This is a genomic window from Biomaibacter acetigenes (genome assembly GCF_003691585.1).
In the GTDB taxonomy this organism is placed as follows: Bacteria; Bacillota; Thermosediminibacteria; order Thermosediminibacterales; family Tepidanaerobacteraceae; genus Biomaibacter; species Biomaibacter acetigenes.
Genome location: NZ_CP033169.1, coordinates 473,519 through 495,829, shown reverse-complemented (window position 1 = coordinate 495,829; position 22,311 = coordinate 473,519). Strand labels below are relative to the sequence as shown.

Genomic DNA, 22,311 nt, shown 5'->3' with positions numbered 1-22,311 from the left:
GTAACCACCTTTTCGCATTATTTCCCGTCTTCCGGCGGCGTGGGTTTTAGACCATACGCCTCTCTTTTTTTATTATATCCGATAATAGACCGAGGATTTGTGAGCATTGCCCACCATGGAGCCCTCAGGACCACATCTTTTAAGTCGGAATATGCTGTGGGAACCACCGGCGAAAGATATGGCACTCCAAAGGAGCGCAGGCTGCACAGGTGAATACATATGGCGGAAACGCCCGCAGTCAGCCCGAAAAGTCCCAGAGTCCCGGAAAGTATCATCAGAAAAAACCGGAGCAGGCGGAAAGAAATGCTGGCGCTGTAATGAAACGTAAACGACGATATTCCGGTAAACGCCACCACTATAATTGTTGCCTCCGCCACAAAACCGGCCCTTACGGCAGAATCGCCCAGGACCAGGGCCCCGACTATGCTTATGGCCTGACCGATAGGCCGGGGCAGGCGTATACCGGCTTCGCGGAGCACTTCAAATACTAATTCCATCGAAAAGACTTCAAAAAATGCCGGATAAGGCACTCTTTCGCGCTGTGCGGCGACACTCAGCAGAAGCGCCGTAGGCAGCAGTTCGTGATGGTAACTGACTATGGCGATATAAAGCGAGGGAAGTATAAGCGAAGCAAAGGCTGCTAGATACCGAATGACCCTCACCGCAGAAGTAAAGATAAATCTTTCATAGTAATCCTCGGAAGCGTGGAGAAACTCCACTAAAAGACTTGGCACAGTCAGCACAAAGGGAGTCCCGTCCACAAAAACCGCTACCCGCCCCTCCAGAAGCATTGCCGCTACTCGGTCCGGCTTTTCGGTATGATTGACAGTAGGGAAAGGGCTCCACGGTTCATCTTCTATCAATTCTTCTATGTAACCCGTTTCAAGAATGGCGTCTATTTTTATTCTTTCAATCCTTGTCTTTACTTCTTTTATTATCGCTGGATTTGCAACTCCCTCCAGATAGGCTATGGCCACATCGGTAGTCGACAGCCTTCCGATTTGAAAGGATTCTATCTTGAGATTCGGGTTTTTTATCTTTCTGCGCAAAAGCGAAGTATTGACACGGATAGATTCCACGAAAGATTCCCGGGACCCCCGTACCGTCGGTTCGGCTTCCGGATCGGTTATGGGACGCGACTCCCAGCCCCTGGCGCCGTTGATTATGGCGGTATCGTGCCCGTCCACCAGCAGAACGGTGTCCCCCGACAGAATCGCATGGACCACTTCGCCCAGTTTATTCGTTTCCTTGATCTGGTGTATGCAAAGGCCCCGCTCTTTAATGAATTCCAGAGCCTGAGCCTTAGAGATAATGCGCCCCGGCACAGCCATCGGTACCTCCAGGGCCAGGGCGCGCATTATCTGGTCGCTGACCTGCCCTTTGTCCGCCAGGCCGTCCGTATATATCAACGCCAGCTTAATCTGCTCATTTTGAGCAAAAACAAACTCCCGGTAAATTACATCACTGCATCTGTCGAGAATGGTTTTGAGCTGGTTAAGGTTATTTTCCATGTCTTTACCAAGGACCTGGTTTTCCAGAGACTCCATATAGGATACCCCTATAGTTGATCTGCTGTTCGAAGGGTCATCCCGCTTTTTTATGCCGCCCTTGCCAGGCTTTATAAATCTTTTGAACTTACGGAAACCGAACAATCTATCACCGGCTTTTCATGTCGTTAACAAAGTGCCGCCTCGATAATATATTTTTTCCCAAGTAAAAATCAGGTATACCTTAAAATCACAAAACATTGATCAGATCAAAATATAGATTTATGCCATTTACGGATGAATGCCAACCGATAAATTCCGCCGGCGATACATTCCCCAGTTCTAAGCTTTTCCATCTCGACAGGGCCTCGATTTTGACAATTTTATTTTGCCTTATGTTTATCAATTTGAGCGCCCGGGAATATGAAAAACTTACAGGGCACTGGCATGGTGGTCTTTTTGACGTCTATCGAACCGAAAAGACTGAATTCTTCCTCCTCTCAATGGGGTCCATGGCCTCCGAAATGGAATTGGCCGTAGATATCCTGAGAGATAAAGGAATTCCAGCGGCCGGTCTCAGGCTAAGGGTATTTAGACCCTTCCCGGCGGAAGGTCCTTAAGTTATAAATTAAGACATATTTTAATATTAATCTTTATAACCAGGGCATATCGACGGCATTCCCAAATAATAGCCCTGACCGTAGCGGATGCCTGAGCGATGTAATATTTCAGCTATTTCACGATTTTCTATGAATTCTGCTACTACCTCTATCGAAAGCCTTTGCAAAAGTTTTGCCATGTTTTCTACTATCATTCTTGAACGTCCGCTCCTATTTATATCACGCACTAAAGAACCCCCAATCTTGGCAAAGTAGCAGCCAAAGTAACGAAGATAAATGAATGAAGAAAAACCACTTCCAAAATCGTCTATTGTAAACCGCACCCCGAGTTCTGTTAATTCCCTAGCAAAAACGTACACAGCATTAATATCCTTCACGGTCTCTCGTTCTGTAATTTCGGCCACAATTTCTTCCGGATTAATTCTATAGCATTTGAAAATCTCATATACATTCACTCCTTATCATTTTGCTTGCAAAAATTACTTACAATACACCCATTAGCTTTAACATCTTGACTGCAGGGCCTCCGCCTTTTTCACAACGTACCATTCTGTTTTCCCTGTGAGCGGCAAGTACAAGCTGCAGTAGTGCAAGATTCATCTTATACCTTTCGCTAAACTCAAGCTTTATTTCATCGGCGTGCAACAATGCTTCTTTTAAGCGCTTGAGGTCATCGGGTTTATGCGCTATGCTTAAATTTATTCGCACACCGTCAGGGTTTTTATCAGACTGTCTTATTTCCACTTTCGCTACATCTGGTATATTTTTCAGCCCCAAAACTACATCTTCGACATCTCTTTGAATTTCAATTACCGCCGATATTTCTTCACATTCAAGTTTTTCTTTTATTAAAACGTCAACAGGTGGATCAATGCTTAATATGTTACCCATTTCCTCGATATATTTTTCTATTATCAGAGCGCGAGCAGTTTTCATCATACAATCACTGTTTATCCTTACCGATACCTGCCATTTGGTATTTTCTCCCTGACTTTTAATTTTACTGGTCGAGTCTGTTTGTATTAAATTGTCTATAATCTCCGTAAGCTTATTTGCATTGCCGTTATAAACTTCTCCTTTGATCGCTGCAGTGGTCATTTCTTTAAGGGCGTCAAGGCATTTAAAGAAAAGGTCTACCAGTTCATCATTAATACTAATTTCACCTTTTCGAAGCTTATCAAAAAAGCTCTCCAAATTATGGCTGAAATCTGCTACTTCGATGAAACCCATAGTAGCTGATGAGCCTTTTAATGTGTGCACAATCCTGAAAATCTCGTTTAAAATCTCCGATTGTTCAGGTCTTTTTTCCAATTCCAGAAAAAGTTGCTCCAAACTTGAAAGCTGTTCCCCCGTCTCTTCAACATATGCATCAATGTAATTCCATTCCATTTAAACCCCTCCAGCCAGTTCTTCAGTATTCAGTACAAGGACAATATTTCCATCTCCCAGTATGGCTGCGCCTAAAAAACAGGTGGCAGAAGAAAGTTCCTCAGAAAGCGGTCTTATGATAATTTCCTGCTCACCAACAAATTCATCCACCACCACTGCCATGCCGCTATTTAGCACAACCAGCGGATACTCTTCAAACTCATACCCCTTATCTGTATCGCCTTGAAGCCCCATAAACTCCCGCAGCCTTAAAATCGGTATTATTTCCTGCCTAATGACAACTATTTCTTTTCCTTTTATCCTCCTTATATCATCTGCTTTGATTTTTACCATCTCGCGTACGCTTTCGAGCGGCAAAGCGTAGCGCCGGCCCTGCATGGTAATGAGCAGCACTCTTGATGTCACCATTGTCACAGGCAGTTCCATAAATACAGAAGTTCCCGTTCCTGCCTTGCTGACCACGCGCACGTTTCCTCCCAGTTTTTTAACCGTATCCCGGATTACATCCATTCCTACCCCTCTGCCGGACAGCTCGGTTACACCTTCCAAAGTGCTGAAACCGGGTAAGAACAAAAGTTCTAATGCTTCATCATCTTTCATCCCGGCTGCTTCTTCAATAGATACAAACCCTTTTTCAACCGCTTTAGCCCGTACAACATCAGGGTCGATGCCGCGCCCGTCATCTCTGACTTCAACCACGACTTTGTCTCCTATACGCTGGGCGCTCATAACAAGCGTGCCTTCTTCGGGCTTGCCGGCTTTCAGCCGAACTTCGGGTTCTTCAATGCCATGGTCGATCGCATTCCTTATAATGTGCAGCATCGGATCGTAAAGAGCCGTTACGATATTTTTATCTATTTGTGTCTCTTCGCCTTCGGTGACAAGGTGCACCTTCTTATTCAACTTCCTGCTGATTTCACGAATCATTCGCGGGAAGCGGTCAAAGATATAGCGTATAGGAAGAAGCCGTAAGCCCATAACTATATCCTGTAAATCCTTTCCTATTCTATTCAGCAAAACATGTCTTTCTTTTAACTCTCTTGTTATTTCCGACAAACCGTATTTAATTTCAACTTTTCTTACCATATACGAAAGGCCATTGTTAACCACGATCAGTTCACCAACCAAATTCATGAGTTCATCCACTTTAGACTGTTCTACCTTCAATGTTTTTGTTGTTTCGCTCTCTGAACCGCCGTCACCCCCGCTGGTTTTTGCAGCAACTTTTTCATCCCTTTCCACAGCCGCCGTTCTGCCGATACTATCCTGCTCATTTCTGCCTGTTTTTCCTTTGTCCTCCATTATCCGGCTAATAAGAGCTAAAAACCTATCAGGCCATTTGCCCTCATTTTTTTCAAATGCTTCAATCAGGCTTTCTCCCTTTGTAATCCAGCCCATGTACTCTGCTGCTTTCTGCAATATACTTATTACTATATCCCCCCTCGATCGCTGTTCTTCCGGGGTTTGGGCAATCTCGTAGAATACCTTCTGTTGAGAAATGATCAAATCCAGCACTTCGCCTACCTTATCTTCACTAGCATAAATATCCGCAGAACGGCTTCCCGATTCTATAATATCCCCACCTGCTTCTGAGGACACTGGAGATACAATTACCCTCATGCTGCTTTCAGGTCCCACTGCTTCCCTTATAACATTTTCTATCTCCTGCGCGCTTTTATCGGTCACGATAACAAATGTCAATGATACATAGGGGATAGAAGGGTCAAAATCTTGAAGCGAAGGCAATTTCTGTGTATCAGCAGCAATATGTGCAACTTCTCCGATTTCTCTCAGCTTGCAGAAAACATCAAGTATATCAACCTCCATTGCGCCGGCGTCGACTGTCTGCAGCGATACCTCGTATATATCGCCGTCTTTATTATGCAATAATTCCCTCAAAAATTTTTTTCTATCTGCCGAAATTGTGCATAATATGTTGTCGTCTGTATGAATTCCCGTCAGCATCCTGGCGGAAAGCTGCAGGTAAATTGGATCAACAGGTTTTTCTATATAAAGATTGGCTCCGGCTCGGAAGGCTTCCAAATAGTCATTTTCTCCCGACTCTGTGGATATGACTATGGCGGGGATAAAGCCGTAAAGCTCCTGCTGTCTTATCTGTCTTATTAGCTCGTATCCGTGCATTTTGGGCATATTCACGTCAACCAGCAGAAGGTCAAATTTTTTTTTGAAATATTTTTCCAGGGCTTCATAACCGTTGGCGGCTTCTTCTATCTCAAACCCCGCATCCCGAAGTATCGAGCCATGAAAGCCTCGGACCGCAGCAGAATCATCTACAATTAAAGCTCGGAGTTTCATAATCTTTCATCACCTCATTTCTGGTATACGAATGCATTCTTAAATCGACGCAGTTTAAAAATTGGAGTTATACGGCTCATCGACTCGGAATGGCCCAAAAATATATAGCCGCCTTCTGTCAGGGCTTCATAAAAGTAAAGGGCCACCTCCCTTCGCGATGCATCATCAAAATAAATCAGCACATTTCTGCAAAAAATCAAATCAAAATTGTTCATTTTTCGCATTTCTGCGGCATCCATTAAATTAAGCTGATAGAACTCAACCTTCTTTTTAATATTTGGTATTACTTCATAAAATTCTCCGCGTTTTAAAAAGTAACGCATTTTGTACTCTTCGGGCACCAACCGGACAGACCTTTTTGAATACAAACCAAGCTCAGCTTTTTCCATGACCTCAGTATTGATATCAGTTGCGTGGACCTCCCAGGTTACACCTTCCAGGTCTTCGAGCATTTCTTCCATAATTATTGCAAGCGTATACGGTTCTTCGCCCGTAGAACACCCGGCAGACCAGACGCGGATCTTCCGCAGCTTTTCTCCCCGCTTTTTATCCAGAATCTCAGGCAGAACTTCTTCCGCAAAACATTTCAATTGATAATACTCCCTGAAGAAATAAGTCTCATTTACCGTCAAAAGATTGACCAGTTCTTGAAGTTCCTTCCCCATCATGTCAAATCGCAGCCATGTAAAATAACTTCTGAAATTTTCATGACCGGTTGCCCTAATGCGGCTTTCAATTCTGCTTTCAACATAATACTTTTTATGCTCTTCAAAATAAATTCCGGTCTTTCTATATACAAAATCCCTTAGCTTTACAAATTCTTCAACCGTCACTTTTGCACCTCATCTCAAAAAAACAGCCTTTACCCTGAAAGTTTCATTATAGCAGTTTTCACAGTATAGTCAAAAAACGGGCTGGAAAAACGTTTGGCAGCCCGCATTATTACTTCCCTGTCTTCCTTGCCGCAGCCAACTTCGCCTAAATACTCAATTGCTGCTGCTACAACATTTTCATCTTCATCTTCTTCTATCACTTTTCTTAAAATCATCGGCGCTTTCTTTAAACGCCCCTCCCCCAAAGCATTGACAACCTGCTGACGGACATCTTTGTCGGGGTGTTTAATCATTTTTTCAATGACATCCAGCGCCGAATCTCCAATAAGGGCAAGTATTTCGACTCCAGCGTTTCTAATATATGCATCTTCGTTCTTTAAAAGCTCTGCCGCAGACTCAGCCACACACCTGTCCCTTATTTTAATAAGAGAACTTACTATCGCTTCCTGAACTGCCCTGCTTGTCTCTACCTCAAGTTGCCCTGTAAGGGCCTCCACAACTCTTTCACCTTCGGCTTCTCCAAGATCAAGCGCCGCCACTATGCGTTCGTTTTCACTTTTGCCGTTTTTCATCAAATTTAATAGCTCATTTATGCGAGACTCTTGCATATTCATTCACCTTCTTTAATATAATATCTCCAATTTTATAAGCGGGTGCTACTATGTCTGCCCCGCCTCGCTCAATGGCCGCTCTGGGCATACCATAAACCACTGCTGTCTCTTCCGATTCTGCGATAGTAAACCCGCCCTTTTTTCTTATCTCAACCATCATATCGGCTCCATCGTCGCCCATACCGGTAAGCAGCACGCCTATAATATTCCGGCCATCCATATTTTCAAGCACCGATTTCATGGTAATGTTAACAGACGGCTTGTACAGCGCCTCTTCAGGTTCCACGGTCAATCTGGCTTTTAGGCCCAATTTCCCCGCATCCTGTTCCACCACAAGATGCCACCCGCCTTTTGCTATAGTAATCGTTCCGGGCTCTACAGCAGCTCCGTCGCTTGCTTCCCTTACGGGCAAATTGCAGTATTGGTCAAGGCGTTTTGCAAAAGATTCCGTAAAAGCCGGGGGCATGTGCTGGACCACCAGCACTGCCCCCGGAAAGTCGGAAGGAAGGCGCGGCAATATCTCCATTAGAGTCTTCGGCCCACCGGTTGAAACTCCAATAATTACAACAATTTCATCTTTTAAAATCCTGGCCTTATTTATCTTTACAGACGCATCCTGCCTTTTAATTTCACCGGCAGATTTTCTGAAAAACCCTGAACTACCTATCAATTTCCTGTTCGAAAGAGCAGCTGCTCTAACCTTTTCCACAATTTCATCGGCCAGCTGTTTTATTCCCAGTGAAATTGTACCCCCGGGTTTTGCTACGAAATCAACGGCTCCAAGCTCAAGGGCTTCAAGGGTGGTTAAGGCCCCCTCCGTAGTGAGGGATGAAATAATTACAACCGGGCAGGGCGCAAGAGACATAATATGCTGCAGTGCCGTAAGACCATCCATGTGCGGCATATTTATATCAAGGGTGACTACATCGGGGTAAAGTTTTCTGGGTCTTTTCTACCGCTTCTAGCCCATCCCGGGCAGTGTCAATCACCTCTATGTCTTCTTCGCTTTCAAGAATATCTTTTAAGCACCTGCGCATGAAAGCAGAATCGTCCGCTACAAGCACGCGGATTTTTTTACCCATACCTGAAATCATTCTCCTAACTTTTCTTCGTTAATTTCCATAAGCTCTTCTTTTTCCTTCCACGACAAGACCTCTTCCGCAGAAAGAAGAATAATCATCCTGTTTGCTCCGTCAAATTTTGCTATACCTCTGATAAACCTCTGATCTATTTCATCCACCAGAATTTCGGGCGTGTTTTCTATCTGGGTTCGCTTCACCTTTAGAACTTCTTTAACCGAATCTACAATGAAGCCGGTACACCTGCCGGAAATCTCGACGATTACTATTCTGTTATGCTCACTCCGTTCACTTTCCTTTAATCCAAACTTTTTACGAAGATCAATGACGGGCACGATTACGCCGCGCAGATTTATAACACCTTCGACAAAATCCGGCGCCTTGGGAACAGCCACTATATCCGTCAGCCTTATTATTTCCCTCACGTCTTCTATAGAAAATGCACATTCTATACCTTCCAACACGAAACTCACAAGCTGTTCCTCTTCATCTCTCTCTTCAATAACTTCCATCCTATCATCATCTCCGCAAGACCGTAATATATCAGCACTTTCTTTCAGCCTGTGGGAAAACATCTTTTTAGGGTCAAGGATATAAACCAGGCGCCTTGCGCCGTCAAGCTTGCATATTCCGCTTATCTCTTCGCTATCCCTGTCTTTCAAAAGCGGCGGCATCGAGACAATTGACGCTTTAGCGATGCGCAGCACTTCTGAAACCACATCGACCCTAAATCCGACTGTATATGAGCAGTCTTCTTCGTCTATATGAGTTACTATGATCCTTGACTTCTCATCAAAGGCGCATTCCTCCATGCGAAATAACCGCCTGAGGCTTACAATGGGCAATACTTTGCTGCGAAGGGAAATGATTCCAAGAATATAAGGAGGGGTGTTCGGGACTTCGTTGATTTCTTCGGAAAAACGGACTATCTCCTGGACGTTCGCCACCTCTATCCCATATTCCTCGTCACCTATCTTGAAGCTGATGAGCTGCAGCTGCTCTTCACCGGCAGAATCCGGACTTTTCTTATTATCTTCGCTATTTACAGTCCGGCAAATCACATTTTTTTTGCCGGCTTCTCCATCCCAGGATTTAAGGAGCCGATTTGCATCCAGCAGCATAACCAACTTTCCGCCATCTTCCATTCTTGCTACGCCTTCCAGGAAATCTCCTTTAGCTTCTGCCCCGGATATTTCCTCTATCTCATCCCTTCGAATAGATATTACTCCAGCCACCCGATCTACCACATATCCCAGCCTTTTGTCATCCGCTGTCAGCACAATCACCCGGCTTGCCTCAGTATCTTCCTCTTTTGCAAGCCCAAGGCGCAACCTGCAATCCACAATCGTCAGGATGGTCCCCCGCAGGTTGGTAAGGCCCCGAATATACAGAGGGACACGCGGGACCTTTATCACATCCGGGACCCTTATTATTTCCTGCAGATATTGTATAGCCACACCGTACATCTCATTGCCCAGATAGAAGGTGATGTACTGGCTGCTGTCAATCGACCTTTCGCTCTTATTTAATTCCATAAAATTATCACCCTATCAATTAATTCTTTTCAGAACTCAAGACTGCTGCAGTTCATCAGCCAACGCCGCAATCTCCTCAATTGCTCTTGAAAGTTCTCTCACGCCTTCCGCCTGCTGCTTGCCTGCCGCAGCCGCTTCCTGTGCGGCTCTGGACGCCTCTTCTGCAGCAGACGCAATCTGCTGAACACCTTTTTTTGCCTCCTCAATGGCCAGAACGCTCTGCCTTGCTTCTTCACCAATTTCTTCCGTACCTTTTGATATAGCTTTCATGTCTTTTTCTATCTGATCAAGATCCTTTGAAGTCTTTTTTGCTTTTTCTACCTCCTGAACTGTAGACTCGCTTATTGCTTCCGTATCCATCAGTACAATCTTTATCTGTTCCTGTATAGACTTTACAAGCTCTTTTATCTGTTCAGCATTGCGTGCGCTGTCCTGAGCCAAATTTCTGATATCCGATGCTACAACCGCAAAACCCTTGCCATATTCTCCTGCTCTTGCCGCCTCTATAGCTCCACTTACGGCAAGCATATTCGTCTGAATACCGACTGTAGCGATGGTATCCACAATCTTATCGATTTCTTTAGCTCTGGATTCCAGTGTCTTTATCTTTTCAATATTTTGTTTACCTGCATTCATGGCATCCAAAATCCCGGAAATCAGCATATCTACATTTGCTTTATTGCGCTCAAGCAATTCTGATAGTTCTTTAACCCTGTTTAAGGACGACTGGGCCTCTTCGCTGATTGTCTTCATCCCTTTTTCTATCTGCGCCGCGGCTCCGGAAGATTCTTCAGCCGCCCCTGCCTGCTGTTCACTACCTCTGGATATCTGCGAAAGGGCCACCATGATCTGGTCTGCCGATTTGCTTGCTTCTTCAATAGCAGCAGAAAGTTCTTCTGCCGCAGCCGCAAGGCTCTCCGACGATTTTTGAGTATCGGTTGAATCTTTCAATTCCTCTGCCATTTCAGCAAGTTCCGCGGCTGCCTGACTTATGTCAGAAAGGGCTTTTGTCTGCTGGTCTATCGCCTGGAGGGATTCCTGCGTCGCTTTGGCCTGCTCCTCGGCGCCGCTTGCGATTATTTCTGCTCCCTTCTGGAATTCCTGGACAGCCTGCAGCGACTGGCGGCTGAGATCATTTATTATGGCTGCAGCTTTTATGACTTCTTCCATTGCCCTGATAACAGAAATCAGGTCTTCATTTATTGATTTTCCTTTTTCCACCTGAGAGCGCGCTTGAGCCGCCGAATCATTAATAGCATCTACTACGACCTTTACTTCCTGCTGAATGCTATTTACAACTTCTCTTATGTCATTAGCCGCCTTTTCAGAAGTCTCCGCCAGCACCCTTACTTCATCGGCCACCACAGCGAATCCCTTACCGTGCTCTCCGGCCCGAGCCGCTTCAATTGCCGCATTTAACGCCAGTAAATTGGTCTGATCGGCTATTCTGACAACCGTCTTAATTATATTGCCTATGTTTTCCGCCTGCTTTTCCAGCTGTGCTACAAGCTTTGCCGACTCCTCATTTTTAGAAGATGCCTTGTTAACACCTTCTACAAGCTTTTCTATGTCTTCAGCAGTTTTTTCAATAAGCGTTTGAATGGCCTTCCCTCGGTCCAGTGCCTGCCTGGCATTTTCCGCTGCCCGCTCTGATCCTTTTGTTATCTGCTCAATGGCCGCCAGTGACTCCTGGGTCGCTTTGCTCGCTTCCTCTGCTCCGCTGGCAATCTGTTCCATGGAAGACCTCAGTTCTTCTACTGCTCCTGAGGCTTCCTCCACACCCGATGACAACTCTTCGGTGGCAGCCGCAATCCTTTCCGCTGCCTGCTGTTTCTTTGCAAAGGTGCGCGCCTTTTTCCTCTGCATTTCAAGCTGCTTCCTGTCTATATTGCGCCCTGCTGTTTCCGCCTGGTTTACACCAGTTTTTTCAATCCTTACGGTATCTGTGCTTTCCCCGCTTAATGGGGCAAGTGTCTTAAAATTTTTTTCCGGCATATTCCCGCATAACCTCCTGTTTTTTACAATATTTTTTAGATATTATAGGAAATTTGTAAGAAAAAGCATATATCTTAAAAAAACAAAAATGGCCTTTATCGATTTCGGCCAAATATACGGTATTGGCTTATTAAGCTTTTTTTAAAATCAATTTAAGGGCTTTTACCATTATATGGTAGTAAAGCCTTTTGTTATCATTTTTCAAAATTTCTTCTCCGGCTAGTTCCTTTATCTTATTCAGCCTGTATTTTACAGTATTTGGATGAGTAAAAATCTTTTTTGCTGTATCCTTTATCCTGCCATTGGTATCCATAAAAGCATCCAATGTGTCTATTAGGCTTGCATTGTTTTTTTTATCATACTCATAAATGCTCCGAATCCTTTTATCTTTTAAGATTTCATCCTTGTCCGGGATGGATAAAAATTTATATATTCCAAGGTCCTCATAGAAGAAGATATTTTCACCACTCCGGACCCTCTTCCCTATCTCTTTTGCTATGCCGGCTTCCATATAGGCTTTCTTAATGCCGGCAATATTTTTCGTCGAGGAACTAACCCCTGCAGATAAAGAGGTATTCAAATTCATATTATTGATTTCAACTATCAGGTGGTCGAATATTTCTTGGAATGCCTTTTTATACAGTACATCCTTTGCACATTCGTCCTCGCTAAAACCGATAAGCAGTACCCACTCATTGTCCTTCGGCACCAAAAGCGAACTTCGATCTTTTAGGTTTTTTCTGAAAATATTATTCAGCTTTTTCTTCACATCATTATTATTTCTTTCGTTTTTGTTTAATGTTTTGCAGGAATCATCAGATTTTATCTCGAAAATAGCAATGAAATTTCTATCTAATAGATTAAACCCTGTCTTTTCGAATCTATTGACGAGCAATTCTCCGAAATCATCGGTATGATTTAATAATTTACAAAAAAGTTCGTAATTTAACGATTCACGAAGCTTTCCCCTTCCTGCGGCTTCTTCGTTACCAACTCCGTAATTGCCCAAGGCCATTGCCGCACTGGAAAATGCAATTTTATATAGCTCGATCTCATCCTGAGTGATGCCCTTATCGACCGCCGTAAAAATTACATAGTTTCCTTCAAGCATCTTTAAAGGAATAAAGGAGAATACAACAAGAATTCTCTCGTTCAGTGATAAAAAATTCACCTCACCTGCCTTTTTATTCAGCCCAAAATACCCGCAAATCTCCACATACCTCTTGATTAGTTCGCACAACTCATTCTGTTTGTTACTGATTAAGTCAGCGTATTTACCCATATTCAGGGCGGAGCTTACTTGTCTGAAATTCTCGTCTAGGAGAACAATGCTATTATTTATAATCCGGGCTAATCTTTCAAGTATTTTATCAGCTTCTGTGTGAGAAAACAAAAATTCATTAGTCGATAAAATTATTTCCCTGTATTTCTCAAGTGCAAGTTTTTCATGACTCAAAATAGCACTGTATAATTTTTTTAATATCATCGAATTTGGCACATTTTTATTTATTACAAACAGAGGAAAGTTTAGACTGTCTGCCAACATCCGCACTTCTTCCGGGATATTAGAGAATCGGTCATTGTGCAAACGAATACCAGCACAAACAGCATGCCTCTCTTGAGCCTTTATAAAAAAATTCATTATCCCTTCCTGCAAAGTTGCAAGAATCATCTCTCCTCCCTGCAACCATTTAAAGTCATCGGGTTTTTCTATGATGGTAACCGATTTTATAAATTTGTCTCCGCCGTTTTTACCGGCTACCCAAAGAACGCCTACATTTTTTAGAATTATATATGCATCATTTACCGATATTCCTTCCACCCAATTAATCCCTCCAAAAGACTATGGGTTAAAATTCTGAGTTTGATATTCGACATATTTTACCAAAATCCTTCTATAATTTTATGAATTTTATAATTTTATTTTTTTTTTTTTTTTTTTTTTTTTTTTTTTTTTTTTTTTTTTTTTTTTTTTTTTGAATTTTAAAATATTATTTGGAATCGAAATGATCCAACTTAATGATCCAACTTAAATAGAGGGGGTCTCCCCCCTCATCATCAAAATTCCCCGGCCCTTTACAACTTATGGTTGACGAAGAATCCCGTATAAATATCCATCTCTATTTCCTGATTATAATACGGAAAACTGCTTTCTTCTTTCACATAAATTCTTGTACCTTTTACCTTCATTACAACTTTAGAACCCCTGCGGGTAATTCCGGCAGAAAGACCGTCAATCAATCTGAAAAACCTGTGCATGGGTAACAGGTAATCCGGAAAATCGGCCGGCAATTCATTCTCCGCGTGATGATGATATTTTATCATATAATATATTTCATCGTTTATGTCATACAGCGACTTGCTTAAAGAAGCTCCCCGAAATGCATGGAGAAAGCCCTTTTCGAATACTTCTTTTGGATTTACCGCATCTCCTATCTTCAAATCCGGCTGCACCTTCCCGATATCATGCATTATGGTAGCCTGAACAAGCGTATTCTTATCCATGCCCGGCAGTTCCATCAGACCCTGTCCAAAGGCATCTGCTATCAATTTGAGCATATTTATGATATGCCTGTAACAGCCCTGTTTGATAATACCGGTTATCTTTATCATGCCTGTGCTTTCGTCATATTCATCCATATACTCTACTATTGATTTTAACCGTGCCTCAATCCGCTGGTCTGGAAGCATCACTGAGAACGCCGTTTCCACTTCCCCCTGAGCGTTTCTCAGTTTTTCCATCAGGGTATACTCAACTGTAACATCTATATAAACAATAAGAATGGAATTTGACTCTTTTAAAAGGGTCGCTGCAACTTTAAAATAAGTTCCCATTTTACTTATGAATACCCTGCTGTGGTAATTACCTTTTATTATTGCCTCCATTTCTTCGGCACCTATAGTATTTTCTAACATTATTTTTCTTGCAAGCTCATTGGCCTTTATGACCTCACCTTCCCTGGAAACCAGTGCAACCCCAAATGGCAGGACCTCTATTATCATGTCTATCAAATGCTCTATATCAGTCCTCTTCTGCTTTTCTTCACTGTGAGACCTGGCAAGCTCGGCTATCATCTTTTGCAGTGAAAGTCCGCCCGCTAACCTTCCGCCTTCGCCGGCAAATAACGGCATTTCTCCGCATTTACTTATTCTTTCAATAATTCTCTCTATATCTCCGGACAATTCCACTCTATCCTCGTCTTTTATCAAAACAGCAATGTCTCCGGCTGTAATTTTTGCACTTTCATCTCCCATAAGAAGCCATTTTATTATCGACTTGCAGTCTATATACCCCTGAGCACCTTCTCCCTCTTTCCCCACAATTACCAGGTTTCCTTCACTGTCCAGTAATTTTCCCGCCACTTCTCTTAAACCGGCATCCGGCGGAACTTGCGGCAGAATAATGTGTCGATCTTTAAAATTATCTTCCATTTAAGCACACCTCTCCAACTATTTTTCGCTGCTCAGCCGGCCGTAAAAGATGAGCCTGTTCTTCCCTCTTGCTTTAGCCTCGTACATCGCGGCATCTGCAAATTCTATTATTTCATCCACACTTAAAGGACGATTATCCGGATACACAGCCGCACCTATGCTGGCGGTAACTTTTATCTTAGCTTCTGTAAACACTCCATCCTCTATCCGCTTTCTTATCCTCTCAAGCGGCTTTTTCGCTCCTCTGCCGTCCGTTTCCGGCAACAAAATAATGAATTCTTCTCCCCCATACCTCATTACCACGTCTCCATCCCTAAGGCTCTTCTTTATAATAGAACTTGTTTCTTTCAGAAGTTCATCCCCGACTATATGGCCGTAACTGTCATTAACATCTTTGAAATTGTCTAGATCTAGCATCGCCACAGTAAGGGGGGTTTTTGAAATCTGAGCATTCGCCCACAGCTTTGACAGCATCTTTTCGATGGCCAGCCTGTTATAAAGTCCCGTCAGAGGATCTCTTTCGACACTCTCTTTTAAAGACAGAAGCAGGGCATCCGTCGCAATAAGTATCTGGGCGAGGAATTCCGTAGCTCTTTCTATATATATCCACTGGACCATATCATTGTCATTTCTTATATTAAGCACATCTTTCAAAACCTGGTTGTGAATATCCAGGAGGTTTGCCGCCTGGGCAGACGACTCGTCGAGCAGTTTTATCAGATTCTGGTAGGCCTCAAACAGCACGTCGTCCTGTCCGCCCCTTAAAATAAACTGGGAAAGATAGTTTTTATATTCAACAGTAAAATTCTTTAAATCGCTCACAGCCCTATCCCTCCTCTTGCTATTAAAACGCTTGCGTCATCTTCTCTAATTGCAAAATCCCGCACTACCTTTTCCGCCGCCCCCTCAGGCACAACCCTAGTCTTCCTCTGCATTCCCTCTAGCCGTATAATCGGGGTGGCAAGTTCGGCAAGGATATCACGGAGTTCTGTTATCCGCATCTGATTTTCCCTATTCATATCTCCGAGCACTTCTGTGAGCACCTTATAAACATCGACTATGGGAAAATTTTCTATTTTAGCGTGTAAAAGTCCTACGCCGTCCGACAGTTCCTTTTCGCTTATATGCTGCAGAAGATTGGAAATGGGGGCTTTCAATTCTTCTTTAAAATTCGCTTTTTCACAAACTTCGGCAAAGTCTACCAGAAAATCCTCCCATGCTTTTTCTTTTCATCTTCTTTTGCCAGTTCCTCCACGAATTCACCAAGTCTTGAAATTACGACATCTTTCATTATTAATAAAACCTCCCGTATAGTAAAATAATTTTATTATTTGCAAAATATAGTTGTTCTTTTCTATTTTCAGGTCTTTATTGTAAATGTGCCGGCTGTATATGCTAATTTTACTATATTCTTTAACAAATATCATCATGTTTTTACAATCTTTGTTTTTACAATCTATATAAAATAAATTTGCATACCGAAAATATCAAAAAAAAACCTCGGCAAAGCGAGGTTTTATCTTCTGAATTTAATTTGTCTATATTTATGTAAAAATACCCTCTGGTAGATTTTCCATTGATTTACTGTGTTTGCAGCATGTTAAGGTGTTACTTTAAAATTCTATTGAGCATTAGTCTGCGTTGTCCCGCTTTCGGAGGCCTCAGGAACGGTTTCTGAAGATAGTGTTTCGTCGGTGGAATCCGTCATGTCTTGTTCAGAATCATCGATGATTACGGTATTATCTTCTCCATCCCATTCAACATTGGAGTTAAAGGCCTGCATTATAAACCTCAAAGGAACTATGGTCCGGCCGTTTTGAATTCCCGCAGGCACATCCAGCTTAACTTCCTGGCCGTCAACAATGGCCGTTTTTGATTCTAACTGCAATATTACGGTTTTCCCATCCTTCGTTATTGTAACGGTTTTTGTTTCCTGGTCCCATTTAACTTCTGCACCAAGAGCATTGACCACAGCTCTAACAGGGATTAAAACCCTACCTTCTTTTATTACGGGCGGCGTATCAAATTTCAGTTCTTCACCGTTTACAAAAACGCCAGTTGTATTATCATTTTGCTGTTTTTTAAGTTCGCGAATCTGCTTTAAGATTTCTTTTCTTTTTTCCTTATCCTTTAACGAATTCTTAAATTCCGATTTTAACTCCTGCAACTTTTCTTCAATTTGCAATTCACTTTCATCGCCTTGATTTTGGGTTTTGTTTTCGATCTCGTTTTTTACCTTTTCCTTTACCTTTTCATTAAGTTTTAATTTATTCCCGTCCTCATTGTCGCTATTATTGATATCTTGATTTTCGGTGATATCTCCATTATTTTCTATATCCTGACTTTTTTCCTGTTCCTCTTCTTCTCTGATTTGATTTTGTTCCTGAATTTGTTCCTGATTTTGAATCTGGTTCTTCTCCAGGTATTTAGTTTCACTCCCCTTTGCAAAGACCATAGAACTGCTTGTTAGGACAAGAAGAAACATCATAACTAAAGCCAGAAACTTTTTCATGGAAAATTCCTCCTCTTTTTTTGTTATATATTTCCGCAACGTAAAATAAAAATTTTGGGGTAATTTGTCCTTTTTTCTTAAATTTTTTCACTACAGGGTAACGTTCACCCAGTTATTATTAAAAAGCTCTGCCATCTCTTCCACGGTCATGGCAACGGCTGCGTTTACATCTCCCGCTGCGGGATACACTATTTCATAAGCTTTCAAAGATTCATCCAGGAATATGTTAAATTAAAAACCAGACCAATTTTTTTGGTCCGGTTTTGCTTGAAATCAAGATGCCATCTGTTGTTTTTTGTATTTTATTTGTCGGATGAGCTCCGGCACTACTTTGAAAAGGTCGCCCACTATGCCGAAGGTGGCCACCTTGAATATGGGGGCATCGGGGTCCTTGTTTATGGCCACAATATTTTCCGAGGTCTGCATGCCTGCCAGGTGCTGGATGGCCCCGGAGATGCCGCAGGCGATGTAGAGCTTGGGCCTTACGGTCCTCCCGGTCTGCCCCACCTGATGGGCATAAGGCATCCATCCGCTGTCCACTGCGGCCCTGGAGGCACCCACGGCTCCGCCCAGAAGTTCTGCCAGTTCAAAGAGCATGGAGAAATTTTCCGGGCCTTTCATGCCCCGGCCGCCGGATATTATGATGTCAGCATCGGCTAAATTCACCGTTCCGGCGGTATCGGGGATGAATTCCAGTATGTCAAGAAGCATATCCTGGGGTCCCGACACCGGCTGTACCTGGATAATCTGTACATCAGGATTTTTCACCGGCTCCGGCATGGCCATGACCTTTGGCCTTACGGTGGCCATTTGAGGCCTTCTGTTAGGAGATATTATGGTAGCCATGATGTTTCCGCCAAAGGCAGGACGGGTCTGCAGGAGCAGGCGCTTTTCCATATCCACAGAAAGTTCGGTGCAGTCGGCGGTAAGACCGGTCTTGAGCCTTGCAGCCAGAGCGCCGGCAAAATCCCTTCCCAGGGTGGTGGCACCGATCAGAACTATTTCTGGCTTATATGTCCTGATTATATTTTCCGCTTCGGCCACATAGGTGTTTGTCTGATAATCCTTCAACCATGTGCTGTTGCAAACATATATTGTATCTACGTCGTACCGGGCCACTTCCAGGGCCATACTGTCTCCTTCGGCACCAATTAACATGGCTGAAAGGGATACTCCAAGATTATCGGCTATCTCTCTCCCCTTTCCCAGGAGTTCAAATGAAACGGAATGTATTTTCCCAAACTCATGCTCCACAAATACCATTACACCTTTATAGTCGGATATATCTTCGACTGTAGCCTTTTTTTCTTCCATCATAAGTGCTCCGGCGGGGCATACATCCACACACTGGCCGCACAAAATACAACTTTCGGTAACCTCGGCCACACCTTCATCGTTTATTTTGATGCCGCTATAGGCACACACATCCACGCAGAGCCCGCAGCCGGTGCAGTTTTCTTTGATTACTTTTAGTGCCATATTCCGGCCTCCTTATAGATTGATTATATTCCTGCTGGTAAGCGCCTCTATGAGCTTTGCTACGGCCTCCGGCACTTCTCCCTGGATTATCTCGCCTCCCTGCCGGGGAGGTGGTGTAAAAATCCGGACCACCTGGGTAGGGGAACCATCAAATCCAAAATCCTTCGGGTCTCCTCCCAGATCCTGCATGCCCCATACGGGAATCTCTGCTCTGGTGGCCTTCTTAATGGAAAAGATATTGGGTATCCGGGGCTGGTTGATGTCTTTAACCACGGTAATAAGGGCAGGAAGTGCGGTAGATACCACCTGGGTGCCGCTTTCAATAAGACGCTCGGCAGTAATTTTTCTATTTTTCAGATTGATTTCCCTGATTTTGGAAACGTACGTTATCTGTCTCAGGTTAAGCCGCTGGGCTAGCCCCGGTCCCACCTGGGCGGTATCCCCATCGGTGGCCTGTTTGCCGCAAATGACTATATCAATATCCCCTAATTTTTTTATACCCAGTGAAAGAGTATAGGCTGTAGCAAGGGTGTCCGAACCCGCAAAGGCCCTATCACTGAGGAGTACAGCTTTATCCGCTCCCATAGCCAGTGCGGTTTTCAGGGCTTCCTTGGCCTGGGGGGGACCCATGGATATCACCGTAACTTCACCGCCGTATCTCTCTTTCAACCTTATGCCCTCTTCTATGGCATACTCATCAAAGGGATTTACTACCGATTCCACTCCCTCCCGGATGAGGGTGCCTTTGATGGGATCCATCTGGACCCTGGCCTCGGTGCTGGGCACCTGCTTTATACAGACTACTATCTTCAATCATATTCACCTCTTTTATGTTAATGTTCAAGGCCGGGCGTCAACCTCCCTTTGAATCTCCGGCAGCGGACTTAGTTTCTATACCAGAACTATATATTATTTTCCAATAAAGTTCGGCGTCCTTTTTCCAGAAATGCCGCCACGCCCTCTTTCTTGTCCTGGGTGGTGCAGGCTAAGGCGAATAGGTAGGATTCGTGGGCGAGACCCTGTTCCAGGCCGAGATTTGCTCCCCGGTTCACGGATTCCTTGGCATATTGTATGGCAAGTTTGGGAAGGGCTTTTATCTTTTTTACCCATGCCGACACTTCTTCCATAAGTTTATCCTGGGGCACCACTTTGTTTACAAGGCCTATCCTCAAAGCTTCGCCAGCATCAATGATATCTCCAAAGAGTATCATCTCCAGTGCCTTGGCCTTTCCCACCAGTCTTGTAAGCCTCTGGGTGCCGCCGGCGCCGGGGATTATACCCAGCTTCACTTCCGATGCTGCGAATTTAGCATTTTCCGATGCTATTCTAAAGGTACAGGCCATGGAAAGCTCCAGGCCAGCCCCAATGGCATAGCCGTTGACGGCGGCTATAACCGGGATGTTCAAATTTTCGATGCGGCTAAAAAGCTCCTGGCGCTGCCTGGTATGCTTTCGGCCGATGATGGCGTCTCTTTCCACCAGTTCCCTTATGTCGGCGCCCGACATGAAGGCTTTGTCTCCAGCGCCGGTTATTACCACTGCCCGGAGTTCTTCATTTTTCTCGATCTGTGATATCACTTCCTCCAGTTCATCCACCAGCCTGTTGCTGAGGGCATTCCTCACCTCCGGGCGGTTTATGGTAATATAGGCCACGCCATCCTCTTGCTTATACGCTAATAGTTGATAATCCATTATAATCATCTCCTCTCCAAGCAGGAAACTTTCCTCTTTAATCTTACTTGACGAGCGATGGACCCTGAGGCAATCTCTTTAGGGTGGCTGCCAACCGGTTCAAGGCCTGACTGGAATAATTTTCGGAAAATTACATAAGTGAATAAGTGAGAATAAGTGAGTGCCTGGCACCTAAAAGGCGGATATCCCCAGGTCCTTGTTGGCTATAATGAGCTTCTGAATCTGGCTTGTTCCTTCATAAAGGGTATTTATGCGGGCATCTCTGTAGTATCTTTCAATGGGGAATTCCCCGGAAAATCCATACCCGCCAAAGACCTGCAGCGCCTTGTAGGCTACACGGTTTACCATCTCGCTGCAGAAGAGTTTCGCCACACAAACTTCCCTGGTATTGGGGACTCCTTTATTTTTAAGATGCCCTACCCGGTATACCAGAAGACGGCCGGCTTCAATATCCACTATCATGTCGGCGAACATCTCCTGAATGAGCTGATGTCCGGCAATGGGCTTGCCGAACTGGACCCTCTCCAGGGCATACTTTTTGGCTACGTCATAGCACCCCTGGGCCAGACCCACACATCCCGCAGCCACGGTATAGCGGCCAAAGTCCAGGGCGCTCATGGCCACCTTGAATCCCTTGCCCACTTCCCCCAGAATGTTTTCTTTGGGAACCCTCACATCGGTCAGAATGAGTTCGGCTGTATTGGATGACCTCAGGCCCAACTTCTGATGGATGTCCCTGGTGGAAAATCCGGGGGTTTTAGTATCCACAATAAATGCCGTGATACCCCGGGCACCGGCGTTTTTATCGGTCTTGGCGAATATCAGGGCAATGTCTGCTACTCCACCATTGGTTATCCACATCTTGTTTCCGTTTAAAATGTAGCTGTCGCCATCTTCCACCGCCGTGGCCTGCATGCTCACTGCATCGCTGCCGGAATTGGGCTCCGTAAGGCCGAAACATCCAAGGATTTCGCCGGAAGCCAGGCGGGGCACATATTTTTTCTTTTGTTCCTCATTACCCCATTTTAGTATGGTAAGTGCCACCAGCGATACCTGTACCGAATAAATGCCTCTTACCGAAGAGTCCACTCTTCCCAGTTCTTCAGCCACAATAGCATGGGCGATGTTATCAAAGCCTCCTCCGCCGTACTCTTCGGGAATCACTGTGCCGAAGATACCCAGTTCCCCCATTTTTTTAACTATACTCCATGGAAATTTCTCATTAAGGTCATTTTCCGCCGCTACAGGAACAATCTCCTTTTCGGCAAATTCCGCCACCATACTTTTTATCATCTGCTGTTCTTCAGTCATATCAAAATTCATAATGCCGCC

The 22,311-nt window shown here is 44.1% G+C and carries 18 protein-coding genes and 1 pseudogene; 1 reads left to right on the top strand and 18 read right to left on the bottom strand.

Translation table 11 applies throughout. From position 1 onward, the window contains the following. Positions 1–17: 17 nt before the first annotated feature. Positions 18–1,652: a spore germination protein gene (locus D2962_RS02370; RefSeq protein WP_222927636.1), complete on the bottom strand. Its 1,635-nt coding sequence runs from the start codon at positions 1,650–1,652 to the stop codon at positions 18–20. 209 nt (positions 1,653–1,861) lie between these two features. Between D2962_RS02370 and D2962_RS02365 the strand changes: the two genes are divergently transcribed. Further along, a complete protein-coding gene (locus tag D2962_RS02365) occupies positions 1,862–2,107 on the top strand; it encodes a hypothetical protein (RefSeq protein ID WP_162991067.1) in 246 nt (81 codons plus the stop codon). Between the two features lie 26 nt (positions 2,108–2,133). Here D2962_RS02365 and D2962_RS02360 read toward each other — a convergent pair whose 3' ends face one another. From D2962_RS02360 to D2962_RS02280, 17 genes and pseudogenes are all read right to left on the bottom strand, one after another. Then, positions 2,134–2,562 (bottom strand): EAL domain-containing protein, encoded by a 429-nt coding sequence (locus tag D2962_RS02360; protein WP_122014001.1) that lies wholly within the window; start codon positions 2,560–2,562, stop codon positions 2,134–2,136. A gap of 28 nt (positions 2,563–2,590) precedes the next feature. Next, entirely contained in the window at positions 2,591–3,496 is a 906-nt protein-coding gene (locus D2962_RS02355) for an Hpt domain-containing protein (protein ID WP_122014000.1), read from the bottom strand. Then, on the bottom strand, positions 3,497–5,812 hold the full coding sequence (locus D2962_RS02350) for a response regulator (RefSeq protein ID WP_122013999.1): 2,316 nt from the start codon (positions 5,810–5,812) through the stop codon (positions 3,497–3,499). Between the two features lie 14 nt (positions 5,813–5,826). Beyond that, entirely contained in the window at positions 5,827–6,645 is an 819-nt protein-coding gene (locus D2962_RS02345) for a CheR family methyltransferase (RefSeq protein ID WP_122013998.1), read from the bottom strand. 29 nt (positions 6,646–6,674) lie between these two features. After that, the gene (locus tag D2962_RS02340; RefSeq protein WP_122013997.1) at positions 6,675–7,253 is read right to left on the bottom strand and encodes a HEAT repeat domain-containing protein; all 579 of its coding nucleotides are present in this window, start codon (positions 7,251–7,253) and stop codon (positions 6,675–6,677) included. Next, positions 7,231–8,338 (bottom strand): annotated as a pseudogene (locus D2962_RS02335) (protein-glutamate methylesterase/protein-glutamine glutaminase). Before D2962_RS02335 ends, D2962_RS02340 begins: the two are co-directional and overlap by 23 nt. 8 nt (positions 8,339–8,346) lie before the next feature. Continuing rightward, positions 8,347–9,870, bottom strand: coding sequence for a chemotaxis protein CheW (locus D2962_RS02330; protein WP_122013996.1), 1,524 nt, complete (start codon positions 9,868–9,870; stop codon positions 8,347–8,349). A 36-nt stretch (positions 9,871–9,906) separates the two neighbouring features. Then, positions 9,907–11,865, bottom strand: coding sequence for a methyl-accepting chemotaxis protein (locus tag D2962_RS02325; protein ID WP_122013995.1), 1,959 nt, complete (start codon positions 11,863–11,865; stop codon positions 9,907–9,909). A gap of 130 nt (positions 11,866–11,995) precedes the next feature. Then, positions 11,996–13,687, bottom strand: coding sequence for a PucR family transcriptional regulator (locus tag D2962_RS02320; RefSeq protein ID WP_122013994.1), 1,692 nt, complete (start codon positions 13,685–13,687; stop codon positions 11,996–11,998). Between the two features lie 254 nt (positions 13,688–13,941). Beyond that, the gene (locus D2962_RS02315; protein ID WP_122013993.1) at positions 13,942–15,297 is read right to left on the bottom strand and encodes an HD domain-containing protein; all 1,356 of its coding nucleotides are present in this window, start codon (positions 15,295–15,297) and stop codon (positions 13,942–13,944) included. Between the two features lie 18 nt (positions 15,298–15,315). After that, on the bottom strand, positions 15,316–16,119 hold the full coding sequence (locus D2962_RS02310; protein WP_122013992.1) for a GGDEF domain-containing protein: 804 nt from the start codon (positions 16,117–16,119) through the stop codon (positions 15,316–15,318). Next, positions 16,116–16,454, bottom strand: a complete 339-nt coding sequence (locus tag D2962_RS02305; protein WP_122013991.1) for a hypothetical protein — start codon at positions 16,452–16,454, stop codon at positions 16,116–16,118. The genes D2962_RS02310 and D2962_RS02305 overlap by 4 nt, the downstream gene beginning before the upstream one ends. 464 nt (positions 16,455–16,918) lie before the next feature. Beyond that, on the bottom strand, positions 16,919–17,809 hold the full coding sequence (locus D2962_RS02300; RefSeq protein ID WP_122013990.1) for a copper amine oxidase N-terminal domain-containing protein: 891 nt from the start codon (positions 17,807–17,809) through the stop codon (positions 16,919–16,921). Between the two features lie 273 nt (positions 17,810–18,082). Next, positions 18,083–19,288: an electron transfer flavoprotein subunit alpha gene (locus tag D2962_RS02295; protein ID WP_122013989.1), complete on the bottom strand. Its 1,206-nt coding sequence runs from the start codon at positions 19,286–19,288 to the stop codon at positions 18,083–18,085. A 12-nt stretch (positions 19,289–19,300) separates the two neighbouring features. Next, positions 19,301–20,101: an electron transfer flavoprotein subunit beta/FixA family protein gene (locus D2962_RS02290; protein WP_122013988.1), complete on the bottom strand. Its 801-nt coding sequence runs from the start codon at positions 20,099–20,101 to the stop codon at positions 19,301–19,303. An 89-nt stretch (positions 20,102–20,190) separates the two neighbouring features. Continuing rightward, a complete protein-coding gene (locus tag D2962_RS02285; protein ID WP_122013987.1) occupies positions 20,191–20,979 on the bottom strand; it encodes an enoyl-CoA hydratase/isomerase family protein in 789 nt (262 codons plus the stop codon). A gap of 171 nt (positions 20,980–21,150) precedes the next feature. Then, positions 21,151–22,302, bottom strand: coding sequence for an acyl-CoA dehydrogenase family protein (locus tag D2962_RS02280; RefSeq protein ID WP_122013986.1), 1,152 nt, complete (start codon positions 22,300–22,302; stop codon positions 21,151–21,153). Positions 22,303–22,311 lie beyond the last annotated feature (9 nt).

Bases quoted from the DNA above. Each gene is read 5' to 3' on its own strand.
- D2962_RS02285 (WP_122013987.1), bottom strand. From the start codon at position 20,979: ATGGATTATCAACTATTAGCGTATAAGCAAGAGGATGGCGTGGCCTAT.
- D2962_RS02340 (WP_122013997.1), bottom strand. From the start codon at position 7,253: ATGCAAGAGTCTCGCATAAATGAGCTATTAAATTTGATGAAAAACGGC.
- D2962_RS02315 (WP_122013993.1), bottom strand. From the start codon at position 15,297: ATGGAAGATAATTTTAAAGATCGACACATTATTCTGCCGCAAGTTCCG.
- D2962_RS02300 (WP_122013990.1), bottom strand. From the start codon at position 17,809: ATGAAAAAGTTTCTGGCTTTAGTTATGATGTTTCTTCTTGTCCTAACA.
- D2962_RS02355 (WP_122014000.1), bottom strand. From the start codon at position 3,496: ATGGAATGGAATTACATTGATGCATATGTTGAAGAGACGGGGGAACAG.
- D2962_RS02295 (WP_122013989.1), bottom strand. From the start codon at position 19,288: ATGGCACTAAAAGTAATCAAAGAAAACTGCACCGGCTGCGGGCTCTGC.
- D2962_RS02280 (WP_122013986.1), bottom strand. From the start codon at position 22,302: ATGAATTTTGATATGACTGAAGAACAGCAGATGATAAAAAGTATGGTG.
- D2962_RS02330 (WP_122013996.1), bottom strand. From the start codon at position 9,870: ATGGAATTAAATAAGAGCGAAAGGTCGATTGACAGCAGCCAGTACATC.
- D2962_RS02325 (WP_122013995.1), bottom strand. From the start codon at position 11,865: ATGCCGGAAAAAAATTTTAAGACACTTGCCCCATTAAGCGGGGAAAGC.
- D2962_RS02350 (WP_122013999.1), bottom strand. From the start codon at position 5,812: ATGAAACTCCGAGCTTTAATTGTAGATGATTCTGCTGCGGTCCGAGGC.